Annotated in this window: 14 protein-coding genes; 9 read left to right on the top strand and 5 right to left on the bottom strand. The window is 36.3% G+C overall.

Annotated features, from left to right (window positions below; genetic code table 11):
• Positions 1-40 precede the first annotated feature (40 nt).
• The 4 genes from mrdA to COMX_RS01110 form a co-directional block, all read right to left on the bottom strand.
• Entirely contained in the window at positions 41-1,990 is a 1,950-nt protein-coding gene (gene mrdA / locus COMX_RS01125) for a penicillin-binding protein 2 (protein ID WP_034336093.1), read from the bottom strand.
• A 14-nt stretch (positions 1,991-2,004) separates the two neighbouring features.
• Positions 2,005-2,583: a rod shape-determining protein MreD gene (gene mreD / locus COMX_RS01120; RefSeq protein ID WP_235176722.1), complete on the bottom strand. Its 579-nt coding sequence runs from the start codon at positions 2,581-2,583 to the stop codon at positions 2,005-2,007.
• Entirely contained in the window at positions 2,576-3,493 is a 918-nt protein-coding gene (gene mreC, locus COMX_RS01115) for a rod shape-determining protein MreC (protein ID WP_034336089.1), read from the bottom strand. The genes mreD and mreC overlap by 8 nt, the downstream gene beginning before the upstream one ends.
• 107 nt (positions 3,494-3,600) lie before the next feature.
• A complete protein-coding gene (locus COMX_RS01110) occupies positions 3,601-4,644 on the bottom strand; it encodes a rod shape-determining protein (RefSeq protein ID WP_034336086.1) in 1,044 nt (347 codons plus the stop codon).
• A gap of 541 nt (positions 4,645-5,185) precedes the next feature.
• Between COMX_RS01110 and COMX_RS01105 the strand changes: the two genes are divergently transcribed.
• The gene (locus COMX_RS01105) at positions 5,186-5,461 is read left to right on the top strand and encodes a hypothetical protein (protein WP_034336083.1); all 276 of its coding nucleotides are present in this window, start codon (positions 5,186-5,188) and stop codon (positions 5,459-5,461) included.
• 202 nt (positions 5,462-5,663) lie between these two features.
• Here the strand turns inward: COMX_RS01105 and COMX_RS01100 are convergent, their stop codons facing one another.
• Positions 5,664-6,515 carry an N-acetylmuramoyl-L-alanine amidase family protein gene (locus COMX_RS01100; RefSeq protein WP_034336080.1) on the bottom strand — a complete coding sequence of 284 codons (852 nt, stop codon included), beginning with the start codon at positions 6,513-6,515 and terminating at the stop codon, positions 5,664-5,666.
• A gap of 619 nt (positions 6,516-7,134) precedes the next feature.
• Between COMX_RS01100 and COMX_RS01095 the strand changes: the two genes are divergently transcribed.
• From COMX_RS01095 to COMX_RS01060, 8 genes are all read left to right on the top strand, one after another.
• Positions 7,135-9,831, top strand: a complete 2,697-nt coding sequence (locus COMX_RS01095; protein WP_034336078.1) for an Rne/Rng family ribonuclease — start codon at positions 7,135-7,137, stop codon at positions 9,829-9,831.
• 114 nt (positions 9,832-9,945) lie between these two features.
• The gene (locus COMX_RS01090) at positions 9,946-10,401 is read left to right on the top strand and encodes an RrF2 family transcriptional regulator (protein WP_034336074.1); all 456 of its coding nucleotides are present in this window, start codon (positions 9,946-9,948) and stop codon (positions 10,399-10,401) included.
• A gap of 988 nt (positions 10,402-11,389) precedes the next feature.
• A complete protein-coding gene (gene aspS / locus COMX_RS01085; RefSeq protein ID WP_034336071.1) occupies positions 11,390-13,210 on the top strand; it encodes an aspartate--tRNA ligase in 1,821 nt (606 codons plus the stop codon).
• A gap of 534 nt (positions 13,211-13,744) precedes the next feature.
• Positions 13,745-15,178 (top strand): amino acid permease, encoded by a 1,434-nt coding sequence (locus COMX_RS01080; RefSeq protein ID WP_034336067.1) that lies wholly within the window; start codon positions 13,745-13,747, stop codon positions 15,176-15,178.
• Between the two features lie 77 nt (positions 15,179-15,255).
• Positions 15,256-15,480, top strand: coding sequence for a sulfurtransferase TusA family protein (locus COMX_RS01075; RefSeq protein ID WP_034336064.1), 225 nt, complete (start codon positions 15,256-15,258; stop codon positions 15,478-15,480).
• Positions 15,481-15,566: 86 nt separating this feature from the next.
• Complete coding sequence (locus COMX_RS01070; protein ID WP_034336061.1) at positions 15,567-15,797, top strand: exodeoxyribonuclease VII small subunit; 231 nt, start codon at positions 15,567-15,569, stop codon at positions 15,795-15,797.
• A 21-nt stretch (positions 15,798-15,818) separates the two neighbouring features.
• Complete coding sequence (locus tag COMX_RS01065; protein ID WP_034336058.1) at positions 15,819-16,736, top strand: polyprenyl synthetase family protein; 918 nt, start codon at positions 15,819-15,821, stop codon at positions 16,734-16,736.
• Positions 16,737-16,774: 38 nt separating this feature from the next.
• On the top strand, positions 16,775-17,515 hold the full coding sequence (locus tag COMX_RS01060; protein WP_034336056.1) for a TlyA family RNA methyltransferase: 741 nt from the start codon (positions 16,775-16,777) through the stop codon (positions 17,513-17,515).
• The last annotated feature ends 17 nt before the right edge of the window (positions 17,516-17,532 follow it).

Here is a 17,532-nt window from a genome sequence, read left to right as displayed (position 1 = left end):
TTTTTACTCTTCATTAAGAACCTATACGGCATATAGCTTATTATTCATCTTGTGAATCTTTGGGAGGCTGAGGCTGTTGTTGCTCTTGATCTTCAGGTTTCTTTTGCTCTGTTACATCGCGTTGTTGCTTATTCGCAGGATCACGACGCAATGTTTTTAACATAATATCTCTTGCCAAAGGAGCAGCCACCGAAGCCGCAGCATTTCCGTGTTCTACAATAACAGAAATCGCATATTGTGGATTATCGTAAGGTGCAAAACAAATAAATAAGGCATGTGGGCGATATTTCCACGGTAAATTCGCAGAATTAAAACGGCCACTTTCACGCATAGCTCTTGATACTCTTTTAACTTGAGCAGTTCCTGTTTTTCCAGCCAATAACATACCATTATAGTTAATCTTAGCTTTTTTCCCAGACCCAGTAGCATCATTAACAACAGCATACATTCCAAAACGAGCCATCTTTAAAAATTCAGGCTTTATATCAAGTTGCGGCCAAAAATCAGGGTTAGCCTCTGGAGTAATAACATTATCCCTTGCTCTAACGAGATGTGGATTAATATTTTTTCCTGTCGCCATACGTGCTGTATAAGTGGCCAACTGTAGCGGAGAGACTTGCACGAACCCTTGTCCAATCCCACTGACAATCGTATCACCCACATTCCAATGATGTCCACGTTTCTCACGCCACGATGGTGTAGGAATAAGTCCAGCTTTGACATGGGTCAGCTCAATTGGCAAAGAAACCCCTAACCCCAGCTTTTGGCAAGTTCTATGAATAGCATCCATACCAGTACGACGTGCCACTTCATAAAAATAAACATCGCATGAGAATTTTATGGCTTCATGTAAATTCAGCGAGCCATGTCCGTACTTGTTCCAACAGTGAAAACGTGTTCCACCATAATCATAATATCCTGGACAGTTAACTCGATCATTCTCTGTAATTATTTTAGCTTCCAAAGCAGACAAAGCAACAGCAGGTTTAAACGTCGATCCTGGAGGATATAATCCTGCAACCGTTCTACTCATTAAAGGGTTACGCTCATCACTCATCCACGCTTTCCACTGTGAGTGACTAACCCCACTATCAAACAAAGACGGGTCAAATGAAGGCGTGCTCACCATCGCCATCACTTCACCATTTTGACAGTTTAGTACAACAGCACTTGCAGCTTCTTCACCAATTAAATCGTTCACTTCCTGCTGTAACTGCAAGTCTAGTGTTAATTGAATATCTTGGCCTTGGATGCTTTCCTTACGCCCCAATGTCGTAATGATACGCCCAACAGAATCAACTTCTACTTCAACATCACCGGCTGTACCTCGTAAAACGTCATCTTGTGTTTTTTCAATACCCGCACGCCCCACACGTATTCCAGGCAGAGCAAGAATTGGATTAGCAGCAACATCTTTTTCATTAGGAGGTGCAACATACCCTACCAAATGTGCCAACAAGGGACCCGTTTGATAAACACGCTTCGTTCCGGTATCAATAATAACCCCTGGTAAGGTCGGTGAATTGACCTCTATCAACGCCATTTCATCCCAAGATAAAAAATCCTTTAACATAATAGGAATAAAACGTCTTTGGTGATCAATAGCCCATTGAATACGAGCATAATCATGCTCATCCAAAGTAATTAATTGACTAAATCGTTCAATAATATCTGAGAAATCACTCGCTTCCTCAGGGATTAATAAAGCTCTCCAGTTAATCTTGTTATTTGCAACCACATCCCCATAACGATCATGAATGCTACCTCTGGGGGGCGCTAATAAACGTTTACTAATCAAATTACTTTTGGCCATTTTAATATATTTATCGCCATCGGTAATTTGTAATTTGTAAAGGCGACTTGCTAATAAAGAAAGAATCCCTGTTTGCGTAGCAATCAACAATAACGCCCGACGGGTAAAAACACGCCTAGAAGATTGAGCTTCTTGTTGTAATTGTTTACTTGCGTTAAAGGACTTCTTTTTTTTCATCTTGACAGTAACACCTATACTTTTGCAGGATTAGCAATAGTACGATGTGCCCAAGTAAATAAAACAGATAATAAAGGGTAACACCCAATTGCAAATATAATTTCAAACAAAAAAGAGGTATACGGCATTAGTTTTAAACTAAATAAAGATGTTAATACCCATTGTAACATGAACATTCCTATTGCAATAAAAGCAAAAATTAACCAAATTAATAAAAAATTATACTTGGCTAACCTAAAACGTTGCGTAACTCCAATCCCATAAGTAATCAACAATATAAAAATCACCACTCCTGGTGGAGAAAAATTTAATAAATCTATCAAAAATCCTATACAAAAAACACCAACTGCTGGCATAGATTTAGGACGATAAATAGACCAAAAATAAACCGAAGCTACAACAACTGCTGGTAATAACTCATTTTTGCCCGGAATATCAAAAGGGATCGATAAGAATAATACCACAAAGATAGTAAAACCCATGGGAACAAAAGAACGTATAGCCATATCTATACATTGAAATTTACTCAATGATGGCCTTATTCCTGGGCTTTTCTGATCGTTAAAATTGTAAGTATTATCTTTTTTATTCATTATTATCACGCCCAAGCATGCTTGGGCTTGCTACTGGCCCTTGTCTATTTTTTTTAACAGAAGGCATTACTCTTCCTGGTGCATCAGGTGCGACCACCTCTTTATTTCCATAATTAAAAATTCGAACCATTCTCAAATGATCCAATGGTAAATACGGTACTACAGCGGGTTGCCCTTTTTTAAAATAATGCACATAACCAATAGGAATACCCGCAGGAAGCACATCCCCTTGCCCACGCGTTACAACCTTCTCTCCCTCTATTGGGTGTTTATCTTCTGGAAAAAAAATTAATCGAGGGTTTAAAGTATTATCTCCTGCCATAATAGCAGGTGCATGAGAGCTTTCTAAACTTACAGGAATACGACTAGAATCATCGTTAATCAGCAGTATCCGCGCAGACCGATTGCCAACCTCTGTTACTCTACCCACCAATCCAAAACCATCTAAAGCTACTTGTCCAGGATGAACCGAATGATCTTCACCCAACACAACTAAAATAGCTTTGTGATAAACACCGCTAACATCGGCAACAACACGCGCTGTTACAAACGATAGCACTGGATCAGGTATCCAATGAAGCTGATTCTTAAGCTGGGCGTTTTCATCCGCTAAGCCAATCGCTACGTGATACCAACGATGAAGTTGTAAATTTTCTTCCTTTAAAGCTTTATTCTCTGCAGAGATATTTTGAATATCCTTTATACTACGGACAAAACTATATAATAAATTAAAAGGTTCTTCTATCAATGCATATCCAGGTGCCAAAAAATCAGTCACCTTTAAACGTACATTTTCAATTATCTTTGGTTGTGCTTGACCAATCAACATAATTAAACATGCCATTATAAATAAAAATGGCAATACTAATTTTGCTAGCCCTTGTTTAATATGAATAGATAGAGGAATCATTATTAGAACAAACAGTTACAATTGTTTATAGTTCATACAGTAATAGTGTGCATTGGATAAACACACACTATTTGATTGATATCAATATTATTAATGAACAAATGATATTAATACATTGTTGTTAAAATATTTCTTAGACGTTTCATCTCTTCCAAAGCTCGACCCGTGCCCAAAGCCACACAATCCAAAGGATTCTCTGCTACAATAACAGGTAACCCTGTTGCTTGACGTAAAACGTCATCTAAACGTGACAGTAAACTACCACCACCTGTTAACATAATACCTTTGTCAACAATATCAGCAGCCAGTTCTGGAGGAGTATTTTCAAGAGCTATAGAAACACCTTCAACAATTTGCGCAATAGGCTCTGCCAAACTATCGGCTATTTGTTCCTGAGAAACCAAAACCTCTCTTGGCACCCCATTCATCAAATCACGCCCCTTCACTTCACGCCAAGGTCCACCATCTTCAGTTGGTGTAGCAATAGCTGCACCCAGTTCCATCTTAATCTTTTCAGCAGAAGTTTCACCAATTAGCAAATTATGGTGACGACGGATATAAGCTATAATGGCTTCATCCATTCGATCTCCACCCACACGAACAGAACGAGCATAAACAATCCCACCCAAAGAAATTACCGCAACTTCTGTTGTACCGCCACCAATATCAACAATCATACTGCCAGAAGGCTCTGTTACAGGTAATCCCGCACCAATAGCTGCAGCCATCGGCTCTTCAATTAATTGTACTCTACGCGCACCAGCACCCTCGGCGCTTTCTTGAATGGCACGTCGTTCTACTGCTGTTGAACCAGAAGGTACACAAATAACAATCTGAGGACTAGCAAACATCCGACGATTATGCACTTTATGGATAAAATGCTTAATCATTTCTTCTGCCACTTCAAAATCAGCAATCACCCCATCACGCATAGGGCGAATAGCAGTAATATTGCCAGGAGTACGTCCTACCATATTTTTGGCTTCTTCACCAACTGCCAAAACGTGTTTTTTTCCACGAACTTCAGCAATTGCAACCACTGAAGGCTCATTTAAAACTATTCCCTGACCCTTGACATACACCAATGTATTGGCAGTTCCAAGATCGATCGCCATGTCTGCAGACATAAAACCGAACAGACGAGAAAACATGCATAACTCCCGACAGCAAAACTTTAAATGCTTTAAATCAAACTTATCAATAATTTCTATATCCATCATTTTGGAATAGAAAACACATAGCCCCTAAATCACAAAGCTCTCTTTTGGGATTACCCATTTGCAGCGCTAGGAGCAACCCCTATCTCATAAAAAACAAAGATTTATTTTATTTTTTTCAGTTTTTAATAATAAACATAACTCAACATCAACATAGTTGCATAAAAACAACATAAAAAAGAGATATTATAGTTTTCTTTCTATTGAAATTTTAAATAATTTTAAACTATGTCAAAATTTTGTAATTTTTTATCAATTATACATTAATTAATCAATTAATACGAATCGAAAAATATAATCTATCACAACTTCAATATAATAATAATTATCAGAATACATTTTCGCAAAGGATTATATCACCCCCCTAACTTGATTATAAATAAGAAAAAAGGCTGCCAAAAAGAAAACATTTTGTTATAGTATGAATACAAATAAGCAGTTGTTTAAACGCCAAACTTTAAGAAAGAACTAAAAGATGAAAAAAATATTAAAATCCACTTATACTGGTTTAGCCATTGTTATTCTATCAACCTCTTTTTTAACTGCATGCGATAATGGATATAGTATGGGTGGACGTGCAGGTACAGGTGCATTAATTGGTGGCGGAACAGGTGCTGCCATTGGTGCGCTTGCTGGCGGTGGCGGTGGCGCTGCTATCGGTGCTCTTGCTGGGGGAGCCTTAGGCGCAGGTGTTGGAGCCGCAACTACACCAAACAGACCTAAACAAGGAAATTATAATCAAGGTTACTAAACTGAATGAAGATTACAGGCGATTATGATTGCCTGTAAATTTTTCAAAAAAAATCTCTATTATCATGCATAATAATAATAGAGATATAAGTCAAAAGATCCAACAAAACTATAGATATTTACTCTAATACATAGAGATTAAATACCATAAATTGCATGCTTTCTATTTTATCATTTCTTAATTGAAAAATCAAATATTTATTTTAACCAGCTAAATGTGTAACACTACCACCAATAGCAAAATAACGATCAATTGCTTGACACATAGAAGAAGCAACTAAAGAACGATATCCTGCTCTTCTTAATGCTGCCTCATCATTTCGATTAGACATAAAACCCATCTCAACCAAAACTGATGGAATATTTACAGATTTTAATACTACAAATGCAGCATATCGTCTAGGGTTAGGTAACAATCCCAGACGTGGTTTAAAAGAATTTACAACATTTTGTGCAATAGCAACTGATTCTCTTTTTGTCTCTAGCTTTACTAGACTTGCTAGTATTTTTTGTACAGCTGGAGAAGCAACGTGCACATCAGGACCACCATATTTGTCAGCATTATTTTCAACAGAGGCAAGCGCTGCAGATTGAGCATCAGAAGCATGATTAGACAATGTATAAACGCTGGCCCCTTTGATTGAATGATTATTAAGGGCATCGGCATGTATCGAAACAAATAAATTTGCTTTATTTACTTGAGCAAAATCAACACGACCATCCAAAGGGACAAATTTGTCTGAATTACGTGTCAGTTTAACATTATATTTACCCGTTCGCATTAGCTGTCTTGATAATTCGACCGCTGTTGCGTAAGCTACATGTTTTTCATAAGTGCCAGAATATCCAACTGCACCGGGATCTTTACCACCATGTCCAGGATCAAGTATGACAACTGGTAAAGCACGCTTTGCCTTACCAAGAATTGCAGGAGATTTGGTTACAGATTTAGCAGAGTTTTTATGAACTGTTTTGGATACAGATTTATTCCTTGTGCTCTTTTCAACCGCCAAAGCAATTGACGGGATAATAAAAGCCACAGAAGCAGATAGCATAACTCTTCTTGATATTTTAGGAATTATTCTATTTATAATTTTATTATAGCTCTTTTCTTTGCTATCACTCATTTTCCTGCTTACACTTTTGATTAAACAAAACCAACTCACAACCATGCAAACTCATATTGCCTGATTCTCGACGAGAATTCAAAAAGTTCTTTTATTTAAAGTTACTAATTAACCTAAAAAACACTAAAAAAAGACTTTGCGTTACCTTATAATTCTGAGATAATGAATTTTATGAAAACCACTCAACTTATAGTGGTAAAAATTACATGTTAAAATCATATTTATTATATTTTATATAAAGAGTCTTTCTAATGATATTTTTAGCCATAAACTTTGATAAAACCCTATTAAAAATTATTTCAAATTATTTTTAATTATGCTGTTTTAATAAAGATAAGCACAAAGAAGTGCAAATATAAAATTTAAAAATAATTTTAATACTGTAATTATTTTCTAAATCTGATAAACAAGATCACCAGTTTTACCAGTTTCTAACAAGTTTCATGGTTGCGTCGTAAAAAACAATATAAAATGCACGCTCCCATCGTAAACATTGTTAGAAACATTTATTTGATTGTATAGATCAATCACCGGAGCAATATATAACATGAATAAAAAAATGCTGATTGATGCCAGCTATAAAGAAGAAACACGCATCGTTATCCTTGATGGTAATTGTATAGAAAACTATGACGTTGAAAATGCCACAAAAAAACAATTAAAAGGAAATATCTATCTCGCCAAAGTTATCCGTATTGAACCAAGCTTGCAAGCTGCATTTGTAGAGTATGGTGGAAATCGTCACGGCTTTTTGGCATTCAGTGAAATTCATCCTGATTATTATCAAATTCCTGTTGCGGATCGTAATAAACTGCTTGAGCTAAATAAAAACGAAAAAAATGATCTTGATGATAATCAAATAGATGATGATATTTCTGATGATCAGCAAACGACAACATTTAATGATGATGATGAAATCAGCCAACCTGTCGCCAACATATTAAAAAACTATAAAATTCAAGAAGTTATTCATAGACGGCAGATATTATTAATCCAAGTGGTTAAAGAAGAAAGAGGAAATAAAGGTGCTGCCTTAACAACATATCTATCTTTGGCAGGAAGATATTGTGTTTTAATGCCCAACTCTCTCCGAGGCGGTGGAATTTCAAGAAAAATTACCTCTATTGCAGAACGTCGTCGCTTAAAAGATATTATTGCCGAATTGAATATTCCTTCTCACATGGGGATGATTATTCGTACTGCTGGTGCACAATGTCCAAAACCTGATGCGCTAAAAGATGGCGAATATCTTTTACATTTATGGGACGAAATCCGTGACCGTACGATGAAAGCTGTTGCTCCATCCTTAATTTATGAAGATTCAAGCCTTTTAAAACGTGCTATCAGAGATACCTATACACCTGACATCGGTGAAATTTTGATTGATGGTGAAGATGGTTGGAATGTTGCCAGAGATTATATGCGTGCTTTGATGCCTCAAAACATGCGTAAACTGCACCTTTGGCGTGATCAAAAACAAACCCTCTTCTCTCATTACAAAGTTGAAAATTTAATCGATCAAATGCTTTCACCAACAGTACAATTAAAATCTGGTGGGTATTTAGTCATTAATCAAACAGAGGCCTTGGTTGCTATTGATGTCAATTCAGGGCGCTCTATTAAAGAAAAAGACATAGAAGAAACAGCGTTACGCACCAACCTAGAAGCAGCTGATGAGCTGGGACGTCAATTACGCCTGCGTGATTTGGCGGGGTTAATTGTGGTCGATTTTATCGACATGGAAAATAGAAAACACAATTACATGGTTGAAAAGCGTTTAAAAAATGCTATTCACAAAGATCGTGCACGCATCCAAGTTGGTTCCATTTCGTCATTTGGTTTATTAGAAATGACCCGTCAACGCTTACGACCTTCTATTTCTGAGTTTTCTTTCGTCCCTTGCTCTCATTGTAATGGAACAGGAATTATTCGCAGCACTCCAAGTGCCTGCTTGCATATTTTACGCCAAATTGACGAGGAAGCACGCAGGTCAAAACCTGGTATTTTAACTGTATATACCAATTCTAATGATATCGCTTTTTATATCTTAAACCAGAAAAGAAGCTGGTTATTAGACATTGAGAGTAAATACAAAATACAAATCATTTTAGAAATTGATACCACATTACCAAACTCACAGATTTCATTTTCTCATGAAATTAATGAAGCCCTTGAACAAGAGCTAGAGGCTGAGCAAGAAAAAGCTGATATTTTATTACAACAAGATAGCCCCTTTATAAGAGAAATTCCAATTCAATCCGAATCTTCTGAAGCTGTAGAAGCGACAGAAGAAAAAGACTCTTATCAACAACGTAAACGTCGTAATAACAATAATAATAGACGCTCACGTTATAATAATTATCGACAACACAAAGATGAACAATCAGAACTTATCGAACCGATAGAAACGGTTCCTGAGCAGGATGTTGCTGCGATTATTGTAAATGATCAAGATGAACAACCTGATATCAGTTTTCATCCTGTTGTTAATCAAGATGAATATTTTGCATCTAAAAAAGAAGATCGCCCTAAACGCTCTAATCGCTATCCACGCCAACCACGTTGGAAACGTAATAAATATCAACAGAACAACGATGAAAATGTTACACAAGAGGCATCTGAGAACATAACTCATACAACGACAATTGACATTACTCCCATTACAACAATTGAACAACAACCTGTTGTAAATACTCTTGAAATCAATAGTAACAAACCAGAATCACCTGCTTTTATTGCTATTGAAATTACGGATAAAAAAGAGAATGATCAAATAAAGGAAAAAATCTCTACTTCAAAAGCTTTAACGACTATCACAGAGCCTGTTAAAGATGATGCTGTTATAGAAGAAAAACCTGCTAAAAGAACGCGTAAAACCACAAAAACAACTGGTGTTACAAAAAGCAGAAAAACAACCGCTTCACCTAAGAAAAAAACAGTAGAAGCAAGTGAGGATAAACCCACTGAAATTCCTGCTGCTTCTGATCAATTGAATGTAGAGCCTGTTCAAAAGACAACTCGTGGCAGAAAAGTGAGTGCTACAAAAAAAGTAGTTACAAAAACTACAGAGGAAAAGAAAGCCAAACCAACGGCACGAAAAACAACGACCAAACAAACAAAGTCAACAAAGTCTAAGGCTGAAGAGGCATCTAAAGATAACAGCCAAACTCCAGCAATTAAACCAATTGTCATAGATGATGATGCTCCTACACCAACACCTCGTGCGGGGTGGTGGAAACGCTAAGACTTAATGATTATATAGACTTATACATAAAGGCCTGGACTGATAGTATATATCTCCAGGCCTGTTAATATATTGTAATTCTACTTTATATTTTTTAAGTGAATGAGGTGTTGTATGCAAATTTCTTTATATACAGACTATGCGCTAAGAGTTTTAGTTTATCTGAGTATCCACCAAAATCGTCTCAGCTCTATTAACGAAATAGCAACTTGCTATGATATTTCGCAAAACCATTTGATGAAAGTTGTTCATCACCTTGGAAAGGCTGACTTGATTTCAACTGTTCGAGGGAGAAAAGGAGGATTACAATTAAGCAGACCCCCTTCGGAAATTACCCTTGGCAGTATCGTCAGGCATACAGAGGATACCGAGCAACCTATAAAATGTGGAAAATGTATCATTAAAGAGGCTTGTGCGATCAAAACAATAATACATAAAGCTTTTGATGCTTTCTATAACGTATTAGACCAATATACTTTGGATTGCATTTTACAGGATTATGATAAGTTAGAGGTTTTATTAACCACAATACGACCCCAACATATAGATTGTAAAACTACATTTTCTTAACTTATCTACCTATGCATAAACTTAGAGTAAATCACATTAACCTCTATATAAATTATATAAATTTTTATATGTAATTTATATAGAGATTTAAAATTCTTTTTAAAAATACTTTGCTTTAATTAACTTACTATCATGTAGACCAGACTTTCTCTTAATACGAACAGGCTGGCACCAGAAGAAACGATGACGCACTGCACGCTTTGTGCCGTATTTATTCTGAACATAAACAAGGTGAGAAGTTAAGGGAATATTTTAATAAGGCGTGCGATGCTAGGGCTAAGAATCACAGACGTTTTATGACTTTGTTGATTTATTTATTATATTTTTTTGTACAAAAGCGTTAATAGTCGATGCAACCAGTTCCATTTCTAAACACCCTAATGCACCAAGATCGTTGATGTAAATAATTTCTGAAGGATTAACAGAATTTGCATTAATAAAATTTCCTTGATCTCCATCCTGGCCAATTATTAAATAATTAGGTTCATGGGCTTGTATTTAATAGATCTCATTACGTTCCAGCAAGTCTAAATAAGAATATAAAGACACAATATTGCCTTGAATATTGGTCACTTAATATTTGTCATTATTGTTAATTTCTTTAAGTAGAAAATTTTACGAAGCTCTGGAAATTGAATATTTAACTTTTTTTTAATGGTGTTAATGTATTCTACAGCTGCTTGCAACATAACTTATTTTCAAATTGTTTATTAGCTATTTTCATTTATAACAGATATATAATGATTTGAAACTAAAGAGAAATACAAAATATTACTGAATTAATTCTATCACTCCTTGTTCTTTAATTAATATTATAAAATTAATGGTAGATTATAATTCCGAATAACAAGGAATGAATTTGAAAGAATACATTATCTCCTTTATAATCACGACTTTAAACAAGTGATACAGCATTTTTGTTGTAATCATTCCTTTCATATCATAAAAACTATAATTAAAATTTAATAACAGGATATAGGATAAATCAATGCATCGCTATCGTACCCATAATTGTGCTGCTCTACGAGCAAATGACGTTGGATCAATTGTTAAACTTTCTGGCTGGGTACATAGTAAAAGAGACCATGGCGGATTATTGTTTATTGATCTTCGTGACCATTTTGGCATTACTCAAATTGTTATTCCAGCTAATTCCTCTTTACTGGAAACCATTGAAAAAATCAGAGTAGAAAGCGTTTTATGCGTTACTGGCAAAGTTGTTTCACGTGAAGGCGAAACTATTAACCCAAAACTACCAACGGGTGAAATTGAAATTCAAGCTGATAATATCGAAATTTTGTCTTCTGCTGCGGTATTACCTTTCCAAGTTAATGGAAATGAAAATTATCCTGAAGATTTACGTTTAACCTATCGTTATATTGACTTACGTCGTGAACGACTGCATCGTAATATTTTATTAAGATCAAACGTCATCTCTAGCCTACGTAATCGTATGATCGAACAAGGCTTTACTGAATTCCAAACACCAATCCTGACTGCATCATCACCTGAAGGTGCAAGAGACTTTTTGGTGCCTGCACGTTTACATCCTGGCAAGTTTTATGCACTTCCTCAAGCCCCTCAACAATTTAAACAATTGGCAATGGTTGCTGGTTTTGATCGTTATTTCCAAATTGCCCCTTGTTTCCGTGATGAAGCCGCACGTGCAGATCGCTCTCCTGGTGAGTTCTATCAATTAGATTTTGAAATGTCTTTTGTTACTCAAGAAGATGTTTTTGAAACACTTGAGCCTGTTATGGAAGGCATTTTCAAAGAATTTGCACCAAACCACAAAATCAGCCCTGCCCCTTTCGAACGTATCCCTTATAAAACGGCGATGAAAGAGTATGGTAGCGACAAACCTGATTTACGTAATCCTTTAAAAATTACCGATGTAACCAGTGCTTTTGATGGTTCTGATTTTGGATTATTTGCAAAAATTACTGCTGAAGGCGGTGAAGTTCGTGCTATTCCTGCTCCTGGTGCTGGTGGCAAACCTCGTTCTTTCTTTGATAAACTCAATGGTTGGGCTAGAGAAGAAAAAATGGGTGGCCTTGGATATATCACTTTTGATGAAACTGGTGCAGCCAAAGGCCCAATTGCTAAGAACCTTGACGAAGCACGTTGTGAAGCGATCAAGCAAGCTTGTAACTTACAAAATGGCGATGCTGTTTTCTTTGTGGCTGGCAAAGGGCTGGAAATGGTTAAGTTCTCTGGAACTGTGCGCACAAAGATCGCAATAGAACTTGGTTTAATTGAACAGAACGCATTCCGTTTCTGTTGGATTGTTGATTTCCCAATGTATGAACTTAATGAAGAAACAGGATTAATTGATTTCTCTCATAATCCTTTCTCTATGCCTCAAGGTGGGTTAGAAGCCTTAAACAGTCAAGATCCTTTGGAAATTAACGCTTATCAATATGATATTGTTTGTAATGGTATCGAGCTTTCTTCTGGTGCTATTCGTAACCACCGCCCAGACATTATGATCCGTGCCTTTGAAATTGCTGGCTATCCAGAAGAAGAAGTCGAAAAACGCTTTGGTGGTATGTTAAACGCATTCCGTTATGGTGCCCCTCCTCATGGTGGTGCAGCCCCTGGTGTTGATCGTATTGTCATGTTGCTTACGGATGAACCTAATATTCGCGAAGTGATTTTGTTCCCATTAAATCAACAAGGTGAAGATTTAATGATGTGCGCCCCTGCTCCTACGACACCAGAACGTTTAAAAGAGCTTTCTTTGGCTTTAAATTTACCTAAGGTTAATGTGAAAAAACCAGAAAATGCTTCCGAAGCAAATAAAAACTAAAAAACATAATTTGTCTTAAACAAGTAATTTATCTTAAAGACAATAAAGCTGTATTGATTTATATAAAACCAACTTCAATGTTCATGAAAGTTGGTTTTATTTTTTGGAATGAATATGATATTCTTTCATGAATTATCAGTGAATTTGCACATTAGGTAAAAATCTCTTATGTTTTTATTTCCTATTAATCAAAAAATGAAACCCCAATATGTAATTATATTTTCTAAAATGAGTAAAAAATAAATAAATATTTCCAAAATTGTAACAAATTTTTTTATAAATTATTTTAATGTAACATAATCTCTATTTGCAAAATTAAATAAAATAAGCAAAAATATATTAAAAGTAACAAAAATTATTTTATTATAGCAAAAGCATCCATCCTCTAACCTAAGATGGGTGATTGCGTAGAATATTTTATTTTCAAAGTTATTTCACGATAATTTTTGAACTTTGCAATAAATGAAAAGATTACGCCTCATCTTTTAGATTACATTAACAATATGATTACTTACGATAATAAAGGACCTTCCATTGACAAGTAAAAAAAACAAAGAAAAAATTATCTCTCCTCCATTAAAAGATGGTGAGCTGGCCCATACCCTTGAACGTCGTCATGTTGTAATGATTTCTATGGGGGGTATCATTGGTGCTGGTCTTTTTGTTGGTGCATCAGCTTCTATTCATGCTGCAGGACCTGCCGTTTTATTATCTTATATTATCACTGGGCTTATGATTTTCTTTGTGATGAGAATGTTGGGTGAATTGGTTATCCAAAGGCCAGAAATTGGTTCCTTTTTAAACCATATTCGTAGGGGACTGGGGCATAATGTTACCTTTGTTTTAGGATGGGGATATTGGCTATTCTGGATTTCTGCGATTGCCGCTGAATCAATTGCAGGTGGCGAAATGTTACAACATTATATGCATATCCCCAAAGAATACAGCTTTACTGCGACAATGCTGTTGGGACCAATCCTGGTAATTGCAATGATGTTGACCAATCTGTTTTCTGTACGTGGTTATGGCGAGTTTGAATTTTGGTTTGCACTGATTAAAATTGTTGCAATTGCTGCTTTTATTGTTGTTGGTGGTATTGCAATCACCCATTTATTTGGTTTTACAGAGGGTCATATAGAAAATATTTGGACACATAGTGGTTTTTTCCCCAATGGTTTAATTGCGATCTTGACCATTATTCCAACGGTTTTATTTACTGTAACAGGATCCGAAGTCGCAACTATTGCTGCAGCTGAATCTGATAAACCTGCTGAAAATGTTGCTTATGCTACAAGAACTATTGTCTTTAGAATTATCGCTTTTTATGTATTATCAATTGGTGTAATCTTAGCCATTGTACCTTGGGATAAAGTTGTTCCAGGGGTTTCTCCGTTCTTAATGGCATTACAAGCCATTCATATTCCATATGCGGCAGATATTATGGAATTTACGATTTTAATTGCTATTCTTTCATGTTTAAATTCTTCAATTTATGCAACATCCAGAACATTATTTGAACTGGCTGAATATAATGATGCTCCAAGATGGCTTATTCATACCACCAGCAATGGTGTGCCTAAACGTGCTATTATCACAGCTTCTTTTATTGGTATTGCTATTTCAATTGCTTCTTATATTTCTCCAAGCCATACTTTTTCATATCTATTAAGTTGTGCTGGTTCTATCATTTTATTTGTTTATATTGCTATTGGTCTTTCCCAGATTAATGTACGCAAAAAAATGGAAAAAGCAAACCAACTTCCTATTTTTCAAATGTGGCTTTTCCCATATCTATCATGGTTTACTGTTTTATCTTTGATTGCAGTAGTCATCGCAATGCTCTTTAATAGTGTTTCTAGAACACAAATCATCATCACCTGTGCAATTCTTGGAGTTATTGGCATTTGTCGTGTTTTTACTTATAAACACAGCCATACTGGTGAAATGAAACATTCAGAACTGGAATAACACAAATATTCTATACAAATAGTTAAAATTAGTGTATTGAAGACCTTGGAAACAAGGTCTTTTTTAGGAATATTTTCATGATTGAGACGGTTTTGGATGCCAAAGGATTATCCTGTCCTTTGCCTGTTTTAAAAGCCAACCGTGCATTACAAAAACTACAAAAAGGTGATTGTTTACGTGTTCTGGCAACAGACCGCAGTGCTATCAAAGATTTTCAAGAATTTTGTCGCCAAACAGGACATGCACTTATTGCTTTTTCAGATCAAGGAGCATCTTTATCCTTTTTAATAAAACGAAAATAACCATAATATTTTCTATACAATCAAGACAAGTCGTCTTATAAACAGGTACACCATATTTCTACACTCAATAGCTATTGGAAGATATCATGACCGATGATTTATCCTCTCTTTCATTTGAGGATGCTTTAAACGAACTAGAAAAAATTGTTCATAACCTTGAAACTGGTCAACAAAAGCTAGAAGAAGCAATTGTTTCTTATGAACGTGGTGCGCAATTACGCCGTTATTGCGAAAAAAAACTGAATGAAGCAGAGGCTCGTGTTCAAATTATTGTAAAAAAAGATGACGCCAGCCTTGTTACTGAAACTCTTGAATAATCTTTGAAGGTCACCCCCCTTATGACTTCCCCCTCTTCTACAAAATATAACGCTGAAACCCTTCGTAATTCTTTGATCCAACGTGCCAAAGAACTTGAAACAACATTAGATAAAATGCTTCCACGAATGAAAAGTGGCGAAGCTAATTTAATGGAAGCCATGCGTTATGCAGTACTTGGTGGTGGAAAACGCCTCAGAGGGTATCTGGTAACCGAAGTTGCATCTTTATTTAATTATCCTTTATCAAAAGCACTTTACGTTGGTGCTTCTGTGGAGATGTTACATGCTTATTCATTAATCCATGACGATTTACCTGCCATGGATGACGACGACTTGCGTCGTGGGAAACCCTCTACTCATATTAAATATGGTGAAGCCATTGCGATTTTGGCGGGTGATGCTTTGCAAACCAAAGCTTTTGAATTAATTGCTATGGAAGAAGCACATGAAGATGCAATGGTGCGTATTCAACTTGTTCAAGCATTAGCAGAGGCCAGTGGGTCAAGAGGGATGGTCGGTGGGCAAGTGATCGACATGGAGGGTGAAAATTCGCATTTAACCCTTCCAGAAGTTCTTAATTTACATGCTATGAAAACTGGACGTTTAATTTGTTACTCTGCTGAAGCAGGTGCAATCCTTGGCAATGCGACGCCTGATCTTCATAATCATATTATCAGCTATGGCAGAGATCTTGGAACGGCCTTCCAAATTGCTGATGATGTTTTAGATGCCACAGCTAGTGCAGAAGAATTAGGTAAAACGGCAGGTAAAGATGGTGCTGCTGGTAAATCCACCTTTGTTTCTTTGCTAGGAATTGAAGATGCTAGAAAAGAAGCTGATCGTTTAGTGGCAAAAGCTATTCGCCATCTTGAACCCTTTGGAGATACAGCAGACAACCTTCGTGCATTAGCGGAATATGTTGTTTATCGTAAAAACTAACTCTCCCTTGTATTTTAATTGTAAAGAGCTTCGTACATATGGCGGCTAAAAAACGTATTGATATTTTACTGGTCGAAAGAGGGCTAGTAGAAAGCCGCACCAAAGCCCAAGCTCTTATTATGGCTGGCCTTGTTTTCAGCAAAGAACAGCGCGTCAATAAAGCTGGGGATATGATTAGAGAAGATGTTGAGCTGAATGTTAAACAACAACCTCACCCTTGGGTTTCTCGTGGTGGGGTCAAGCTCAATCATGCATTATCTTCTTTTAATTTATCTCCTAAGGGTCTCAACTGTTTAGATATTGGTGCTTCGACAGGAGGGTTCACCGATGTGCTATTAACTAATGAGGCCAACAAAGTTTATGCTATTGATGTAGGACACGGTCAACTCGCTTGGAAGATCCGAAATGATGCACGGGTCGTCGTACATGAAAAATGCAACGCACGTTATTTAACAACAGATATTGTACCAGACCCTATTCAAGTGGTGGTCTGTGACGCTAGTTTTATTAGCCTAAAAACTGTGTTACCTGCACCCCTATCTTTATGCCAGTCTGGTGGATGGGCAGTTGCGCTTATCAAACCACAATTTGAAGCAGGGCGTGAACATGTTGGATCGAAAGGGGTTGTTCGCGATCCTGTCATTCATGAAAAAGTCTGCCAAGAAATTAAAATATGGTGGGAATCTCTTGAAGATTGGGAAATACTTGGAATTGAGACCAGTCCAATTACAGGACCCGAAGGGAATGTAGAATTCCTAATTGCAGCTAAAAAATTATAAACGATTAACGAGGTTAA

This window comes from Commensalibacter papalotli (ex Servin-Garciduenas et al. 2014), assembly GCF_000527695.1.
In the GTDB taxonomy this organism is placed as follows: domain Bacteria; phylum Pseudomonadota; class Alphaproteobacteria; order Acetobacterales; family Acetobacteraceae; genus Commensalibacter; species Commensalibacter papalotli.
Note: the sequence above shows the minus strand (reverse complement) of the source record. Positions and strands in the feature narration are given on the sequence as shown.